Here is a 17297-nt window from a genome sequence, read left to right on the forward strand (position 1 = left end):
GATCCGAGCATCTCAAACTGACGCACCCTACCTCAACAAGTAACAATGAAGTAGGGTGCGTCAGCTCGCATTATTTTCATCACAAACTAACAATCTCACAACTGACGCACCACCCAATAAATGGTGCGTCAGTATTATACTTTTTGTGCCGATCCGAGCATCTCAAACTGACGCACCCTACCTCAACAAGTAACAATGAAGTAGGGTGCGTCAGCTCGCATTATTTTCATCACAAACTAACTATCTTACAACTGACGCACCACGCAACAAACGGTGCGTCAGTATTATACTTTTTGTGCCGATCGAGCATCTCCAAACTGACGCACCCTACCGCAACTTTCTCTTTCTCCTCTAACTCTGCGTCCTCTGTGTCCTCTGCGGTAAAAAACTCTAATTCTTACATGAATTACAGCATCTTTTCCAGAAATTGCTTCGCCCGATCGCACTTCGGGTTAGCAAAAAACTCGATCGGCGGTACATCTTCCGCCACCTTTCCCCCATCCAGAAACAAAATCCGGTGGGCGACTTCCCGCGCAAAACCCATTTCGTGAGTCACAATTGCCATTGTAATTCCCGTTTGCGCCAAAGCTTTCATCACATCTAACACTTCCTTAACCATTTCCGGATCTAGTGCAGAAGTCGGTTCGTCCATCAACAAAATCTCCGGTTCCATAGCCAAGCAGCGGGCGATCGCCACCCGCTGTTTTTGTCCCCCCGACAGCTTAGAAGGATAAACATCCGCCTTATCTGACAAACCGACTTTTTCTAACAATTCCAATCCCTTCAGACGCGCTTCAGCCTTAGCAATATGCTTCACCTTTAGAGGCGCATAGGTCACATTTTGCAGCACAGTCATGTGCGGGAACAAGTGGAAATGCTGAAAAACCATCCCTACTTTCTGGCGGATTTTCATAATATCTGTTTTCGGCAAAGTAATATCTACTTCGTCAATGTATATATGCCCAGAAGTCGGAATTTCCAGTAAATTCAAACACCGCAAAAAAGTAGACTTGCCGCACCCCGAAGGGCCGATAATGGCAATCACTTCTCCTTTGTGAATCTCAGTAGTTATCTCCCGCAAAACCTTCAGATTGCCAAAAGATTTATACAGGCGATCGACCTTAACTGCTACTTTGGAGTCTGCGTTCGAGTACATTGGCCCCCCAAGTTAAACTAAGTACCATTAAATAATAAATTGCGCCGACAAATATCAAAGGTTCAAAGTAAATATACTTTTCTGCTCCCACAATTGTAGCGCGGCGCAGCAAATCTTCTACGCCAATTACTGAAACCAAAGCTGAATCCTTCAGCAAAGCAATACTTTCATTCACCAATGCAGGCAAAATATTTTTCAACGCTTGTGGCAAGATAATATCGCCCATCATTTGTTTGTAGGGAACCCCAAGGGATTCGGCCGCTTCTTTTTGACCTTTATCTACGGCTTGAATTCCGGCGCGGATTGTTTCGGAAATATAAGCCCCAGAATTCAGGAAAAAAGTAATCACGCCAGCTTGCAGCGCAGATATATTATAGCCCGTAAGCTGCGGCGTTGCAAAATAAACTAAAGTCAACTGCAAAATTAGCGGGGTTCCTCTAAAAATCGAGGTGTAAGCAGTAGCAAACCAGAACAGCGGTTTAATGCTAGAAATTTTAAACAGAGACAGCACGATTCCCCAGAGAAAGCCGAGAAATGCCGACAGCAAGGTAAAGGTGAGCGTTACCCAGATTCCGCCTAAAATATAAGGTAAATTCGGCGCAATTTTGCCAAAATCCAACCCGAATTTTGCAGGTGCCGCAGGCTGATTTGCTTGAGCTGTTTCTTGGGCGATCGGTCGAGAAAACCACTTAGCAGCTAGTTCCTTAATTTGACCGCTGTCCTTCATTTGCTGGAGGACTCGGTTGAATTCTGGAACTAATCTCGAACCTTTCGGAAAGGCGATCGCCGAACCGCTTTCTTCAGTATTCGGGATTGTGTTAAATTCCAAGTCCGGGTTAGCTGCTGCATAACCCGTCGCCACAGTATCTTCGATCACCCCCGCAGCGAGCCGATTTGATTTAATTTCTTGAATAATGTCAGGAATTTTATTCAGAGGAGCCACCTGCACCCCAGCCATTTTCTTTACCGCTTCCTGCTGAATACTTCCGAGTTGAACGCCTACTTTTTTCCCGGCTAAATCTTCAGCTTTGGTGAGGTTGCTGCCTTTATTGGCGACAATTGTATTTTGAGCTTCGTAGTAAAGGTCAGAAAAATCAACATTTTTTTTCCGTTCGGCTGTGGGAGTCATTCCAGCCATCACGATATCGGCTCGCCCCGCCTGCAAAGCCGGAATTAAGCCGTTAAAGTCCATGCCAATTACTTTAAGTTCGTAGCCCAATTCTTTAGTAATATATTTGGCAATATCGATGTCAAAACCGATAATTTCATTGCCACTAACAGCCGTATCTTTAAATTCATAGGGCGGGTAGTCAGGGGAAGTCGCCAGTGTTAAAGTCTTGTTGGCTTGGGCGTGGCTGGCGATCGCAATCAAGCAAAAGGCGATCGCGATCGCCACCGCCAGCACTGATTTTAATTTTAAACGTTTCATTTCTAGCATTTTCCTAAAAAATCCCCTCGCCAACAAAATATTTGATTGTTCACAATTATGTCACCAGTCTAAAGATAGATAACAGTGGTAGGATGCGTTTGGTTTGAGATTTTTAATCTGCACAGAAAGTATGATTCTGACGCACCACTTGTTCAGCGGTGCGTCAGTTGTGAGATTGTCGGTTTGTAGCAAAAATAATGCTAACTGACGCACCCTTCTTAAAGTAACTCACGCTCAATAATTAATCCGTGTATCCGTGTCAAAATCAGTGTTGTGCCTTCCTTTTTCTATAACATTTTAGAAATTAAAACTCGTCCGCAGAACTCCCACCCATGTTGTACCGTTATCCTTGTTGTGATCTGTATTGGTAATCACATAAACCCCAGGAGTAACGCTGATAAAATCGCTGACCTGAATCCGATACAAAGCTTCTACGTGAATAGAAGTAGCATTGTCCTTGTTTTCTTTAATATCGTTGCGAGTCACCTTTGGCGGGATGCCGACAATAATGCCACCGACATTGCCTTCACCAAACAAATCAGGGAATGCAAAAGTCACTCCACCATTCCAAATATCTGCCTTTGCATCCCCGTCAGACAACTGCTGAGCGTCTACATATCCGCCCCACCCTGACACAGCAAATCGAGGCGAAAGCCGCCAACTTGCTTCAACCCCAAAATGATTCCCTCTTGTCGCGCTTTGATTGAAGGGTTGATTGGCATTATTGCTGCCGGTGCCGAGAGAAAGGTCAACATCATCTCTGCGGGAGTAGCTTCGCACGTAACTCAATGCTAAATCGATCTCGGAACTTGGCGAGTAAGTAAGTTGAGCGATCGCCCCGTAGCTACCGTTAAAAAGTCCGTTGCCCTCTGTAGAATCAGCAGCGGTATTGGCAAGATAAGTCAAAGTTAAATTCAGTTTGTCGGTCAATAGGTGATTGATGGCAATTCCCGTTTCTCCAGGCGTATTGTAGATAGCGGGGTTGAATGCTCCGAAGCGAGAAACAGCGCCTTGAGCGGCACTATCAAAATAAGGGTTAATTAACGGAGCAACATCATCGGAAGTAAGTCCTTTTGCCCCTATTTCAACAGTGGTGCGGCCAACGGTAAACTGATAGCTGACTTTATCCAGAATGATTTGCGATCCGTTATCCCCGTCAAAGTTGGTGCGAGTCATGGGAGTACCGGTAGTGCGATCGTACCTAGCACTATTTCTAGCTTGCAACCGAGTTCTCAAGCGGTCAGAGCCGGTAAAGCTCGTATCGAAATTCAACCGCACTCGGTAGCCAAAGTTGGCATTAGTTTTATCTTCACCGACAGCACCGTCGCCAAAGGTATCGCCCACCGCCAAAATAGTCTCTGCATTCAGTTTAGTAGTTGTCGAAAACTGATTGGCTTCGAGTTCGCTGGTGCGGGCTTCTAAAGCATCGACTCGACCCCGCAAAGCAGCCAATTCGGCGGCAAATTCTTCTTGCAATCGTTGCAGTACGGCTAAGTCTTCTTTGGTGACAAAGTTGCCCGTTCCTCCAGAAATTAGCTTGGTAACTTGGTCTAAGCAAGCGTTTAATCCAGCGGCAAACTCGTATCGAGTTAACGCTCGGTTGCCGCGATAGGTTCCGTCTGGATATCCCGCGATGCAGCCGTATCTTTCTACTAGGGATTGCAGGGCTTGAAATGCCCAATCTGTAGGTTGTACGTCGGATAGTTGAGATACTGATGTCACTTGACTCATAGAGCCGGCATCGAGCGGTTGGGATGGCGATTGCGGCTGCTGAGACGAATTTTTGTCTGACAGAGTTTCCGGGATTTCCGATTGCTTTAACTCGCTAGCAATGACTGAAGCGGGCGCTGCGGAATCTGATGCTGCGGTTAAATCGCTTTCCGAGGTTTCCGGTGTAGCGCCAGAGGCGAGAGTTTCCGGCGGCGCGGGAATTGATGCTGCTGGAGTTTGGGCGTCTGTTGGTTCGGGAAGTTGATGCTGCGGTTCCGCAAGGGCGATCGCATTTTCAGCATCAGGAATTTGCACGGGCGCCGCAGTTGTTTCTGCTGCAAAAACTGTGCTTTCTACCAGCAAGAGGTTGGCAAATAAAGCTAGGCAAAACAAGAAACATTCCCCAAAAACTTTTGACATTGTTGCTCCTCACATCTCTGATTAAGTGCATTTCGTAGCTCGCGAAACCGACATTGCCAATGGAGATTGTTAGATATCCAATCCGGTTGGTTGCTTGCAGTCCCGGCTGTTAAGTGCAAACCTAAATTCGCCTCAAACGGATCGGGAATGGGGTGCGATCGAGCAGCAATTACTGCTTAAGAGGATTGAATTTGATTTTGAAGATAAGGCTAAACCGAGCGTTAATAAATGAATCTTACTGGCATTAGGAATTTTATTCTGTCAAATTTGATAGTTTTTAACCCAGATTCCCCAGGCAAGCAGCTATAGCAACCATTTCAGGATTTGCGAACATCTCGATTAGACGATCCGCGATTAACAGGAGCGTCATTCGATTTTAGATTTTAGATTTTAGATTTTGGAGGCGACCCCACGGATAAATTCGGGGGCTTGAGGATTTTAGATTTTAGATTTTGGATTGATTCCACGGATAAATCACGTAGCGGGTACCATCAAGAAATTCTTGGTCAAATATTTATTTTTACTAATACTTTAATTTTAAAATCAAATCTTGTTAAAAAATCTGCCCTAAAAAGAAGGATTACCTATTGACTTTGCGTGATTTTTTGTGGTATATTTTAGATAATGGGAGTGGTGGAAAAAATATTTTTTTTGCCACCACTCCCATTATTAGATTGTACTCTATCGGACTTTCAAAGTCAACCCTTTAACCCTAAAAAAAATGGCGTTTTTTTTTAATCCAATCAATAAAATTTAATTTTACCCCATCACTAATTCTCCGTTACCGTCAATAACTGCTCCGATCGCCCAAGCACCAATTCCCTGAGATTCAAACCATTTAACAGCCTGTTCTACTTCCCTGGGGGCGACCAACAGCACAAAGCCAATCCCCATATTAAAAGTATTGAACATATCTGAATCAGCAACTTGGCCCGCTTCAGCAATCCAGTCAAAGATTGCCAATTTTTCCCAGCTATTGCTGTCAATTTTTACGGATTGATTTGCTCCCAAACAGCGGGGCAAATTTTCCGGCAAACCACCGCCCGTAATGTGAGCCATGCCGTGAATTTCTAAACCGCTCTTAATTGCTTCGAGGACTGGTTTAACATAAATTTTAGTCGGAGTTAGCAGCACTTCTCCTAAACTTTTGCCGCCTAACTTTTCGGGTTGGGAATGCCAATCAAAACCTAAATCGCCCGCAATTTTTCTCACCAAACTAAAACCGTTGCTGTGCACGCCCGAACTTGCCAGCCCCACAGCCACATCTCCCACCTGCACCCGCGAACCGTCCAACAATTTGCTCTTTTCGACAATTCCCACGCAAAACCCCGCCAAATCGTACTCACCCGAAGAGTAAAAACCGGGCATTTCTGCCGTTTCCCCGCCCAACAAAGCACAGCCCGCTTGCTTGCAACCGTCAGCAATCCCGGCTACCACCGCAGCTAATTGTTCGGGATTTAACTTTCCTGTCGCTAAATAATCCAGAAAAAAGAGGGGTTCTGCCCCGGATGTCAGCACGTCGTTGACGCACATCGCCACCAAGTCGATACCTACCGTGTCGTGCCGATCGAGATCGTGGGCCAATTTCAACTTAGTCCCAACGCCGTCAGTACCCGAAACCATCACCGGCTCTTTTAAACCCTCCGGGACGCTGAAAAACCCGCTAAACCCGCCGAATCCGCCCAAAACACCCGATCGGTGCGTGCTTTTGACCATACTCCCGATCCGCGAGACAAAAGCTCTGCCCGCCTCAACATCCACACCTGCTTGTCGATAATCCATAAGTCCGCCAAATCGATTTCTAATTTTTAGTTTATGCCGATAACAGTTGACAAACAGCTTTTTTAACACTAGCCCAACGGCCGCCCACAGAATACACTAAATTTTTGTAAATTTTTGTAAATTTTTCGGGAATCGTTAAAACGGCTGTAAGCACTGAAATCAAAGCATTATCTCAGACAGATATCTGTGAAGATTCGCTCGATTTTGGGTAAATTTCGTGCTGTGAGCGATCCCCAACCGCAAAAGTTTGTGGTAGTCTGTTGCAGTTCGCGAACAAAACACAAATTGCCGATCGACTATGAGTTGTCAAGTATCAGGGAAGTTTCCGCCAAATATTTTTGGGGCTGAAGCATTAAAGCAAAAACGCACCCCGATACCTTGCTTTGACTCGCGGGGGAATGGCGAAGGGCTTTTCGAGAAATCCTTGACGCCCCAGCCTCTCGGCCAATTCTCCAATCTCGGTTGGCAATGGCTATTCACAAAAATGGACGTATGAAGGAAAAATTTGTTGGTGGTCTACTCGCTGCCCTGTTAGTTCCTGTGGTAGGAACGGCATCATCTTGTCACGCACAAGCAACAGGTGCCGGCAAGCAAAACTCTCAGGCTTACAAGCAAGTAATTGCCACCCAACCGTCCCCGCAGTTAAGCGCTACTCGGGTCGAAGCACAAAAAGTCGGACAGTATCAGTATCAAGCAAGAGCTGAAATTGACCGAGACTCGATCGCCAAAATTCAGCCCCACGACTTAGGCGGGCGACAAGCAGCGACAGTCTACGTGCGAAACATTCCAGTCATCACCTTTCTCAACACAAGTCCCGAAACAAACACGCCTTTCGGAGAAACCGGCGACAGCCAAGCCCGTGCTAGCAGTCAGTTGAAAGTAGCGGGCCAGAAAGAAAATCCCAAAGTCGGAAACATTGCCAGCAACTCAAGCAATCAAGAACCCGATCCAGTATGGCGGGCATCAAGCTTAGCAGCAAGACTCAACCAGCTAGCCCGCAACAACATCGATCCGAACAGCATTACCGTTAAGTGGGAAAAAGGCGATCGCTACATTATCCAGGCAAACGGCGAGGACTTGGTAAACATCAACGCCGAAACCATCCTCCCAGACACCACCAGCGACTTTAGCCGAGACGCCCTCCAAGCAACAAATCGCCTCCGCAGGCTTCTGGGCAACGCCCCACCCCTGGAAGAAGTCGCAGGCCAACCCCAACCAGAACCCCCCGTCCTGTCTATGGGCCCAGTTCAATTGCGCCTCAACGGCTGGGCTTCCTGGTACGGCCCGGGATTTGACGGCAACCTCAGCGCCAGCGGCGAGCGTTTCAACCAAAATGATATGACGGCAGCGCACCGCAATTTGCCCTTCGGAACTAGAGTCATGGTGAGAAATCTCGACAACGGCCGCACCGTAGTCGTCCGCATTAACGACCGAGGCCCCTATGTGGGCGATCGGCTCATTGACTTGTCCGCCGGCGCCGCCAGCGTGCTGGGAATGATGAGCAGCGGCGTTGCGAGAGTGGAAATCGAAGTGATCGAACGGCCGCAGCAAACAACTGGTGGACGTTGACAGTTGGCAGTTGGCAGTTGACAGTTGACTGTTGACTGTTGACTGTTGACTGTTGACTGTTGGCAGTTGGCAGTTGGCAGTTGGCAGTTGACTGTTGACTGTTGACTGTTGACTGTTGACTGTTGACTGTTGACTGTTGACTGTTGACAGCACTTGACAAAAGAAGGAAGAAGATTCGAGTCATGAATAGTCTGCTTTTAATAGACCTCTTGCAAAAATCCTTTTAATCAAATTCTGGAACGGGCAAGATGCCCGTTCCACAAGAAAAAAAATTTTGTGGGATGGGCCGGAGAGCCCGTCCTAGTTATTTTTGCAAGAGGTCTAATTTCTCCCTACAAGGGTTGCGGCTTTAAACCAATTCTTTCTGGTAAGGCAGAATACAAAACTTATCCCAAGTGTAGAAGGCAGAAAGTATAGCCTTTCTCAGTAATATGAGGTGTTCTTGGGCATTGGGCATTGGGCATTGGGCATTGGGCATTGGGCATTGGCCCGCGCAGGGCATTGGAAGAGTTTAGTCCTGTCGATTGATTTGCTGAATTTTACGGTGATTATCCGCACAATAGAAATAATCGCGCTTGGTTATCACGTTTTGGTAAAATCAAAGAGATCGGTATTGCACCGTGTCTGGTTCGTTTGAGTGGTGATATATCGACCACTCAATTAAGACAAACCAGCGTCAAAACCAAGACGTGAAAATAGGTGTTTAAAGCGTTATAGGCTATTGCCTATAACTTTGAGGGATTCCTCCTTTACCGCTTGCGGCAAAGCTATCGTTACACATTCATCATTGCTCAGCAGTGTTGAGATGTGTGAGCGCGTAAATGAATCAGTACCTTACTTTCTTGAGAACCGCTCTAGAATAAAACTGATATCTTGCACCATTCTTTGTGGAACAGGCATCTTGCCTGTTCTGGACGGTGGTGCAAGATGTCAGATAGAACAAATTCTGACAAATAAATTCTGTATTCTGCCGGATGCCTTCAGGAGAGTTGATCGGTGCGCCTGTTTACTACCATTGCAGCACTTCGCTGCTACTTAAATTTACAAAAGTCTGCTGCACCTAATTTGACAGTCGGTTTAGTGCCGACGATGGGAGCTTTGCACGCAGGGCATCTGAGCTTGATCCAGCGGGCAAGGCAAGAAAATGCGATCGCCCTGGTCAGCATTTTTGTCAACCCGCTGCAATTTGGGCCGACAGAAGATTTTCAAGATTATCCTCGGAATTTCGAGCACGATCGGCTGTTGTGCGAACAAGCTGGGGTTGATGCCATATTTGCTCCCTCAGCAACGGAAATGTTCGGCAACCAAGCAGTCGATTCCCAACGGGATGGCTTCGCCGCGCGTACAGAAACAGAGCAAACCGCCCAAAAACAGATAGAGATTCACCTTTCATCATTAACTCAAGTAGTGCCGCCGCCGGCGATGACATCGGTTTTGTGCGGCAAGTCGAGGCCCGGTCATTTTCAGGGCGTCGCGGCAATTGTGACTAAACTTTTGAGTTTGGTGCAGCCGACAAAAGCTTATTTCGGTCAGAAAGACGCGCAGCAGCTAGCAATTATCCGCAAGCTGGCTTTTGATTTTAACTTGCCTGTAGAGATTGTCGCTTGTCCGATCGTCCGCGAAGAGTCGGGACTGGCAATGAGTTCTCGCAATCAGTATTTAACAGCAGAGCAAAAACAGCAAGCCTCCGTACTCTACCGCGCCCTGCAACAAGCCTCGGAAACTTTTTCTTCAGGGGATCGCACCGCAGCGGCCGCACTTGCTGCCGCGCGCGCAGCAGTCGCAGGAGAGCCGGCAGTCAAGCTCGAATACGCCGAACTCGTCGATCCCGACACTTTGACCCCTTTGCAGGTTGTGGAAACTGCGGGACTTTTAGCCGTAGCAGCCAGAGTCGGCTCTACTCGTTTGATTGACAATATAATTCTCAGCAACCGCCGACCAATTGTGGCGATCGACGGCCCGGCGGGAGCAGGCAAATCTACCGTAACTCGCCTTGCAGCAACAGCTTTAAACTTGTTTTATCTCGATACCGGCGCGATGTATCGGGCGCTGACTTGGCTGGCATTGAAAACAGACACGCCGATTTCCGACGAATGCGCGATCGCCGAATTAATCAGTTCCAGCTATTTGGAATACAACCTCGATCCCGCATCCAAGATGTTGAAGATTAACGGCGAAGACGTAACCGAGGCAATTCGCAGTTTGGAAGTGACATCCCGCGTCTCGGAAATGGCGGCAATTCCCGCCGTGCGGCAGTTTTTGGTGGAGGAACAGCGGCGCTGCGGCATAAAAGGCGGAATTATAGCAGAAGGCCGCGATATCGGCACTAACGTGTTTCCCGATGCGGAACTGAAGATTTTTTTGACGGCTTCGGTACAAGAGCGATCGCGCAGGCGGCTGTTAGAACTTAAAGATACCGATCGGGCTAATATTAGCTTGGCACAATTAGAACAAGACATCGCCCTGCGAGATGAAAAGGACAGCACCCGCGAGGTTGCACCTTTGCGCAAAGCCGCAGATGCTGTGTCCATTCAAACAGATAATCTGACTGTTGCCGAAGTTATCGATCGGATTGTCGGCTTGTACAAACAGAGAATCGGCCCTAAAAGTTAATTTTAGGAGTGGCGGGCGATCGCCCTCATATCAAATCCGGTTAAACTCACATCTTGCACCATTCTCAAGAACAGGCAAGATGCCTGTTCCACAAAGAGTAGATTTTCTTGTGGAACAGGCATCTTACCTGTTCATAAAAAGCTTATTGACAATGATTGACAATGGTGGAACATCTCAGGTTAAATCAACTTGCAGCGTTAGGTAGAGATGCGGGCCGATGTGGCTGGAGTCCCTAAGAATATCGTGCCATTAACCGGACGTGAGCGCCGTCTCCCGGGCTGGGTCAAAATTTCAACCATCCACCGTTTTCATGGGTTAGGGGGCTTCTGGCGCATAAATCTTAACACAATTATTAAATTTTTTTTATCCTGACGGACTTCCCCGCGATCGGTTATTTTCAGTAACATTTTTAGGGGCAATCCAATTTAAGATTATCCTCTTAAGTGGATTAACTTGATATCAACATAAAATCTACAATTAACTGTACAAGGTGTGAAGGAGAGAATGACGTGACAAAATTGAAACTGCTGTGGAGGCGGCGAAAAACGTTAATCGTTGCTTTTATGGCCGCCACAGGAAGTTTTTTGCTGGGTGTGACGTTGCCGATTAACTTGCGGGCAACTGGGCCAGCGGCACCGATGCAGGCGCAAGTCTTGGCCGTATCCCAGTCGCAAGAACAAAAGCCGATCTCCAATGTTAACGGGATCAAAGGGGCGATCGCCCATCGAGTTGAATTTTCCCAACAGGCTCTAGCTCAATTGCAGGAAATCCGCTTTCAATCAGCCGTACCGTCCCAGTTTAAAGGTACAACCATTCGTGAAGCGAAACTCGACTCCCAGCACAAGGCGATCGCCCTGACATTTGACGACGGCCCCTGGCCGAAAACAACTACACAAATCCTAGATATTCTCAAGGAAAACAATATTAAGGCTACATTCTTCTGGGTAGGAAGATACCTGCAAACTTATCCCGAACTTGGCAAACAAGTCGCTGCTGCCGGTCACGCGATCGGCAACCACACTTGGAACCACCAATACCTTAAGTATAACGAATACGGTGCCGCTCGCGAGATCGATCGCACTTCATCCTTAATTGAGGAGTTGACCGGCGTCAAAACATCGATGTTTCGCCCGCCTGGAGGCATTTTAAACAATGGATTGGCAGCTTACGCTCAAAAGAAAAATTATGCAGTTGTGATGTGGTCTGCTGATTCTTTTGATTGGCGAACTCTTACGGAATCTTTGATGGACAACGTGATGAGACAGGCAAATTCCGGCGGCATTGTGTTGATGCACGACGGCGGCGGCAATCGAGCCAGAACTGTAAAAGCTTTACCTGATATTATTGCTCGATTGAGAAATGAAGGGTACAGTTTCGTAACAGTTCCCGAGTTGTTGCAGATGCAAAAACAAGACTTACAGCAACAGGAAACTGCACAAAAATAACAACTTGGTAAAGTGAGAATTTTAACCATTTTTCCATTTTTTTGTATGTGGTTCGATTAATTTTTTATAACTCTAGCCGAACGAAGAAGGAAGAAGTAGTAACCGCGCCCGATTCCCGGCGACGTTATTGACGGCTGAAACCATTGCTTTAATTGCATTTCCCTTCTTCCTTCTTCCTTCTTCCTTCTTCCTTCTTCCTTCTTCCTTCTTCCTGAAATCCATTACATCCGTTACAGAATCCGTTGCCGAACTTCCATCTTCATATACACAAATCGATCGACAATCGTTATGCTGTAACAGAGCATCAGTTCGATCGCTAGGTCGATCGCCTACCAGCCATGACCCAAAGTCTCAGCGCGACAGGGTTGCCCCCTGCCTTCCCGGATCACACCCAACTCCCCGAATCCGACGGCACGTTTGTGAAGAACTTCCAAGAACATCCCCAGAGCATCCTGCTCACCGACTCCCTAGAAAGCACGCTGCAAACGCTTCACCCGGACGGACAATATGCGATCGGGCAAGATTGCGGCATCTACTGGCGCGAAACCGACCCACCAGAAAAGGGTGCCGAAGCGCCTGACTGGTTCTACGTCCCCAACGTTGGGCCCCTCGTGGACGGCGAAATTCGTCGGTCTTACGTGATTTGGCGCGAGTATATGGTGCCCATAATTGCGATCGAGTTTGCCAGTGGAGATGGTTCCGAAGAACGAGACAATACGCCTTTATCTCGTTTACCAGAAGGTACTAATCAGAAACCAGGGAAGTTTTGGGTATACGAGCAGATTATCCGCATTCCCTACTACGCGATCTATACAATTAAAACCAGCCAACTCGAAGTCTACAATTGGGTGAATGGTCGCTATTACCGATTGGAACCCAACGATCGCGGACATTACCCGATCGACCGCATGGGCATAGAGTTAGGCGTATGGGAAGGCAGCTATCAAAATCAGACACAGCGGTGGTTGCGCTGGTGGGATAACCAGGGGAATTTGTTGCTGACGGGGAGCGAGCAAGCTCGACTCGAACGCCTCCACACGGAACAGGAACGCCAGCGGGCTGAAGCTGAAAATCAGCGGGCCGATCGCGCGGAGCAAACACAACGAGATGCCATTCCCCAACTGCTGGGAATGGGTTTAACCGTCGAACAAGTTGCCCAGGCGCTTTCTCTGTCGGTGGAAGAGGTACAGCGATTGCGGTAAAGGGCGATCGAGCTGACCATTTTCTAGCAAGGAATTGAGTCTTTTTCGATACCTTAACTGTAGCCATATTACCAATTTAGGCTGGAATCTAAGGGCAAATTTTGCAACTGAGAATTCACCCAATTAGCCGCCGCCAAACCCGATCGCAAAGCACCTTCTATTTGACCTTCCCCGCACAAATCCCCCGCACAAACCAGCGGCAAATTCCCCCCAGCAGGCAAACAAGAAACAGCCAAAGGATTTCTACAAAAAGCATAGCGCCAGCGGTGAACCTGGAACCATTCCGGCTGCTTCAGCCAAGGGATTAAATGTTCAGAAGTGCGATCGAGCAATTCCTGACCGACAGTATCCAAATCAACAGCTTCTAAATAGCGTTCTGCAAAATTTGCGCTGCTGTGAACCACAAACACAGGCTGCTGCGGATCGATCCGCTTGCTGCTATCTAAACCAACCCAAGTTAAATCAGCATCATCGGGAAAAGAAACAGCTTGCCACTGCGGATTTAGATTGCTCAAATCTTGCTGTTTTGCCGCAGAATAGCCAGCCATCACCGCAATGCAAGCGTCGTACTCCACAGAACGCAATTTGTCAATAAAATCAGGCGAAAAACCCATTTCCGAATCCAAAAACATTAAAGCTTGAGGAGCAGGAATTGCCACCACCACAGCCTTAGCAATCAATTCTTGAGGTATCTCTAAATTGTCGTCGGTAACTTCCAGAGAAAGATGCCACATTTGGCTGTCGGTACGAGAAATAGCTTTGACGCGGCGGCCGTACCAAATGTCTAAATCCTGAGCCAGATACTTACCCACAGCATTCATCCCAGCAGGTGCTACATAACAAGAACTAGGAATAGAGAACATTTCTCCTTGTCGGAATTCTCCCACACTATCCGTCCAGAGTTTGAGGATGTGCCGATCGACCAAAACCTCAATTAACCCCTGCACCGCATCTCCCTGCGGCTCCAAATAGCGAGCCCCGTGATCGGCCCTAGTGCCGTGTACGCGGCGGGTAGCGACTCGTCCCCCCGCGCCGCGAGATTTCTCAACAACCGCCACAGAATAGCCAGCGAGGCGCAACTGTTGAGCGCAAATCAGCCCCGCCATCCCCGCACCGATCGCCACAACATCGAACATAGTTGAATTATCAGAATTTTGGATTTAGTTATTAGCTTAAAGGCTGCGGGGCAAAAGATGCTCGGCACAACTGGTATAAAAGCCCAAAGCCGTAGCTTGCGGGGCGGAACGCCATCGTCCTGCGCCAGGTAGTAGAATAGGGTGTGGCACGAATCGACAGGTCAGACCAGTTTATAAAAATGTAGCGCGAGGCAAGTCCCACAGGGCGATCGTTACTAAGCGGCAATCTAAAATCTAAAATCTAAAATCGTATACGGGAGGGCAAAATTTTGGACGAACTCAGAGCAGCACTAGAATTGACAACAGAAGAAGAATTGCAGCAACTAACAGAACTTCTGTTCAGCCGCAAGTTTAACCCTTTAGATTACGTGCAAACCCCCGCACCCATAGACGTACAAAGTCGCGATCGCCAAGCATGGCTAGACGCCGTAGAACAGCGGTTTCGCTATCTTGCAGCCGACGGGCTGACGGTACTCAGAGGGCGAACCGAACAAGTAACTTACAGACAAGCACTAATTCAAGTTTGTCGCTATCTCAAAATCCCTTATCCCAAACAGTTGTCAACCACCGACTTAGAGGCAGAAGTATTTCTGCACTTAATGGGCCGGGCGTGGAAGCGTTTACCGGCCGACGAACAGCAAGCGCTGACAGTGCGCGTACAGCGAGCGATCGTTGAGTCCAAACTCTCAGAACCCCTGCCAATTTCTGCTGAAAAAGACCCGCTGGGTTTACTGTTCAAAGGTGGCGGTGCTTTAGCTGTTAGTTCCATCTTAAAACCAATGTTGCTCAAACTGATGGCCAATCAATTTGCGCTGCATTTTGCCACCTATCAAATGGCAAAACAAGGAGTGCTTGCAGGCACTGCAACCGCAGCAACCCAGTTTCAAAATTATGTCGCAATTCAGACGGCGCGGCGCGGGATGGCGGTGAGTGCGGCTCGTTACGGTGCGACGCGGAGCGTGTTTTCGTTGCTCGGCCCGGTGATGTGGACTTGGTTTTTAGCGGATTTGGGTTGGCGATCGATTTCCACGAACTACGGCCGGATTATCCCGACCATTTTTGCCTTAGCTCAAATACGCTTGACGCGATCGGAATGCGTTTGGGAACTAGCCTAACGATTTTGGATTTTGGATTTTGGATTTTGGATTGAAGAATTGAAGAATTGGAGTGTGAGTGAACATCAAAAATCGGTGGAAATTAGCTGCCAAACAGACAGCAAAAAATCTCAAATCTCGCCTCCAAAAACATCCCGACAGCCGCCTAGAAATTCCTTGGAATTTCGCTCAAATCGGGATGCTAATTTTTCCCTTAATTCCAATTTTGGGAGCTTTAGGAATATTCTTAGGATTGGCCGGCACTTGCAAGCAAAAAATCCGCCAAATTAGTCGCCGCCCCCTGAATCGAGGATTCGCAATTCTGAGCGCCCTGCTAGTCATCACAGCCGTTTTTGCTTACAACCGCATTGAGGCTTTTATAGGGTTGTACAATTTCTTGCCGTTCTTTATATTGTTTGCCGCTTTCAGCAATTTAATTCAAACTCCGGCTCAATTGCGGCAATTGTCTTGGACGATCGTAATTAGTGTAATTCCCGTAATAATTTTAGGTCTGGGACAGCAATTTTTAGGTTGGAGCGGCATCGATTTATTGCAGCCAATTTTTGGTTGGGTACTCGAACCTACGGGCAATCCTCCCGGTAGGATGGCTTCTGTATTTATGTACGCTAATATTTTAGCTTGCTATCTGACAATTGCTTTTATTTTAACACTGGGATTGTGGATGGAAGAAGTCAGTTGGCAGTTGTCAGTTGGCAGTTGTCAGTTGGCAGTTGGCAGTTGTCAGTTGGCAGTTGGCAGTTGTCACCAATTACCAATGCCCAATGCCCCATGCCCCATGCCCAATGCCCCATGCCCCATGCCCCATGCCCAATTCCTGTTTTTAACTTTTGCAGTGGTGGGAAATGCTGTTGCTTTGATTTTTACTAATTCTCGCAATGCGTGGGGATTGGCAGTTTTGGCAGTTTTTAGCTTTGCATTTTATGCGGGTTATAAAAAAATATTAGCTGCGGTTTTTAGTGGGGTTGGTGCAGTGTTTTTGTCTGCCTTTGGCCCGGAACCTTTACAACACTATTTACGAATAATTATCCCGGCTTTTTTCTGGGCCAGACTTACCGATGAGATGTTTCCAAATCGACCGACAGCTACTTTGAGAACTACTCAGTGGGAGTTTGCTTGGTCGATGACTCAGCAGCGTCCTTGGACTGGTTGGGGACTGCGAAATTTTACTCCTCTCTACGAAGCTCAAATGCACGAATGGCTCGGTCATCCTCACAGTTTGATACTGATGTTGACGGCCGAAACTGGTATACCGGCAACGCTTTGCTTTTTGGGTTTAGTTGGCTGGGTTTTGGCTAGGGGTGTTTTGTTGTTGATGAATTGGCCTGTTTCTGCTGCGGACATCAAACAAGAGCAAATAGCAACAGAGGAAGTAGAGAAAAATGCTTTATTGCTCAATCAAAACTCTCTAGTCAATATCACAAGTCAGGTAGTTTGTCAAGACAAAAAAGCGAACGATCGCCTAATTTTCTTCAGTTATTTATTAGCCTTCGCCGCCTGTACGCTGTTTAACACTGTAGACGTGACGCTGTTTGATTTCCGAGTCAATACAATAAGCTGGTTGGTGTTGGCGGCGATTTGCGGAGTCAGCCAGAGGGAATAGGGCATGGGGCATCGGGCATCGGGCATCGGAAATAGGAGGAAAAAGGAAAAAGCCAGAATTCTTCCTTCTTCCGACTTTCATCGGACTGACATCCGTTATATCCGTTACATCCGTTACAGA

At 47.5% G+C, this 17297-nt stretch carries 12 protein-coding genes; 6 read left to right on the plus strand and 6 right to left on the minus strand.

The window, feature by feature from the left end; genetic code table 11:
- Positions 1-406: 406 nt before the first annotated feature.
- The 4 genes from QUB70_RS06605 to purM form a co-directional block, all read right to left on the minus strand.
- Complete coding sequence (locus QUB70_RS06605) at positions 407-1156, minus strand: amino acid ABC transporter ATP-binding protein (RefSeq protein ID WP_332979125.1); 750 nt, start codon at positions 1154-1156, stop codon at positions 407-409.
- Positions 1122-2585: an ABC transporter substrate-binding protein/permease gene (locus QUB70_RS06610; protein ID WP_332979126.1), complete on the minus strand. Its 1464-nt coding sequence runs from the start codon at positions 2583-2585 to the stop codon at positions 1122-1124. The genes QUB70_RS06605 and QUB70_RS06610 overlap by 35 nt, the downstream gene beginning before the upstream one ends.
- Before the next feature lie 297 nt (positions 2586-2882).
- On the minus strand, positions 2883-4715 hold the full coding sequence (locus tag QUB70_RS06615) for an iron uptake porin (RefSeq protein ID WP_332979128.1): 1833 nt from the start codon (positions 4713-4715) through the stop codon (positions 2883-2885).
- 759 nt (positions 4716-5474) lie between these two features.
- On the minus strand, positions 5475-6497 hold the full coding sequence (gene purM, locus QUB70_RS06620; protein WP_332979130.1) for a phosphoribosylformylglycinamidine cyclo-ligase: 1023 nt from the start codon (positions 6495-6497) through the stop codon (positions 5475-5477).
- A gap of 492 nt (positions 6498-6989) precedes the next feature.
- Between purM and QUB70_RS06625 the strand changes: the two genes are divergently transcribed.
- From QUB70_RS06625 to QUB70_RS06635, 3 genes are all read left to right on the plus strand, one after another.
- Positions 6990-8066 carry a septal ring lytic transglycosylase RlpA family protein gene (locus QUB70_RS06625; RefSeq protein ID WP_332979132.1) on the plus strand — a complete coding sequence of 359 codons (1077 nt, stop codon included), beginning with the start codon at positions 6990-6992 and terminating at the stop codon, positions 8064-8066.
- A gap of 996 nt (positions 8067-9062) precedes the next feature.
- The gene (locus tag QUB70_RS06630) at positions 9063-10679 is read left to right on the plus strand and encodes a bifunctional pantoate--beta-alanine ligase/(d)CMP kinase (protein WP_332979133.1); all 1617 of its coding nucleotides are present in this window, start codon (positions 9063-9065) and stop codon (positions 10677-10679) included.
- Positions 10680-11188: 509 nt separating this feature from the next.
- Positions 11189-12124, plus strand: a complete 936-nt coding sequence (locus QUB70_RS06635; RefSeq protein WP_332979134.1) for a polysaccharide deacetylase family protein — start codon at positions 11189-11191, stop codon at positions 12122-12124.
- 72 nt (positions 12125-12196) lie between these two features.
- Here the strand turns inward: QUB70_RS06635 and QUB70_RS06640 are convergent, their stop codons facing one another.
- On the minus strand, positions 12197-12346 hold the full coding sequence (locus tag QUB70_RS06640; protein ID WP_332979135.1) for a hypothetical protein: 150 nt from the start codon (positions 12344-12346) through the stop codon (positions 12197-12199).
- Positions 12347-12462: 116 nt separating this feature from the next.
- Here QUB70_RS06640 and QUB70_RS06645 point away from each other — a divergent pair, with 116 nt between their 5' ends.
- Positions 12463-13326 (plus strand): Uma2 family endonuclease, encoded by an 864-nt coding sequence (locus QUB70_RS06645; protein ID WP_332979138.1) that lies wholly within the window; start codon positions 12463-12465, stop codon positions 13324-13326.
- A 68-nt stretch (positions 13327-13394) separates the two neighbouring features.
- Here the strand turns inward: QUB70_RS06645 and QUB70_RS06650 are convergent, their stop codons facing one another.
- Positions 13395-14462 carry an NAD(P)/FAD-dependent oxidoreductase gene (locus QUB70_RS06650; RefSeq protein ID WP_332979139.1) on the minus strand — a complete coding sequence of 356 codons (1068 nt, stop codon included), beginning with the start codon at positions 14460-14462 and terminating at the stop codon, positions 13395-13397.
- 269 nt (positions 14463-14731) lie between these two features.
- Here QUB70_RS06650 and QUB70_RS06655 point away from each other — a divergent pair, with 269 nt between their 5' ends.
- Positions 14732-15577, plus strand: a complete 846-nt coding sequence (locus QUB70_RS06655; RefSeq protein WP_332979140.1) for a YaaW family protein — start codon at positions 14732-14734, stop codon at positions 15575-15577.
- Positions 15578-15635: 58 nt separating this feature from the next.
- The gene (locus QUB70_RS06660) at positions 15636-17177 is read left to right on the plus strand and encodes an O-antigen ligase family protein (RefSeq protein WP_332979142.1); all 1542 of its coding nucleotides are present in this window, start codon (positions 15636-15638) and stop codon (positions 17175-17177) included.
- Positions 17178-17297 lie beyond the last annotated feature (120 nt).

The organism is Microcoleus sp. A003_D6, assembly GCF_036702825.1.
Lineage (GTDB): Bacteria > Cyanobacteriota > Cyanobacteriia > Cyanobacteriales > Microcoleaceae > Microcoleus.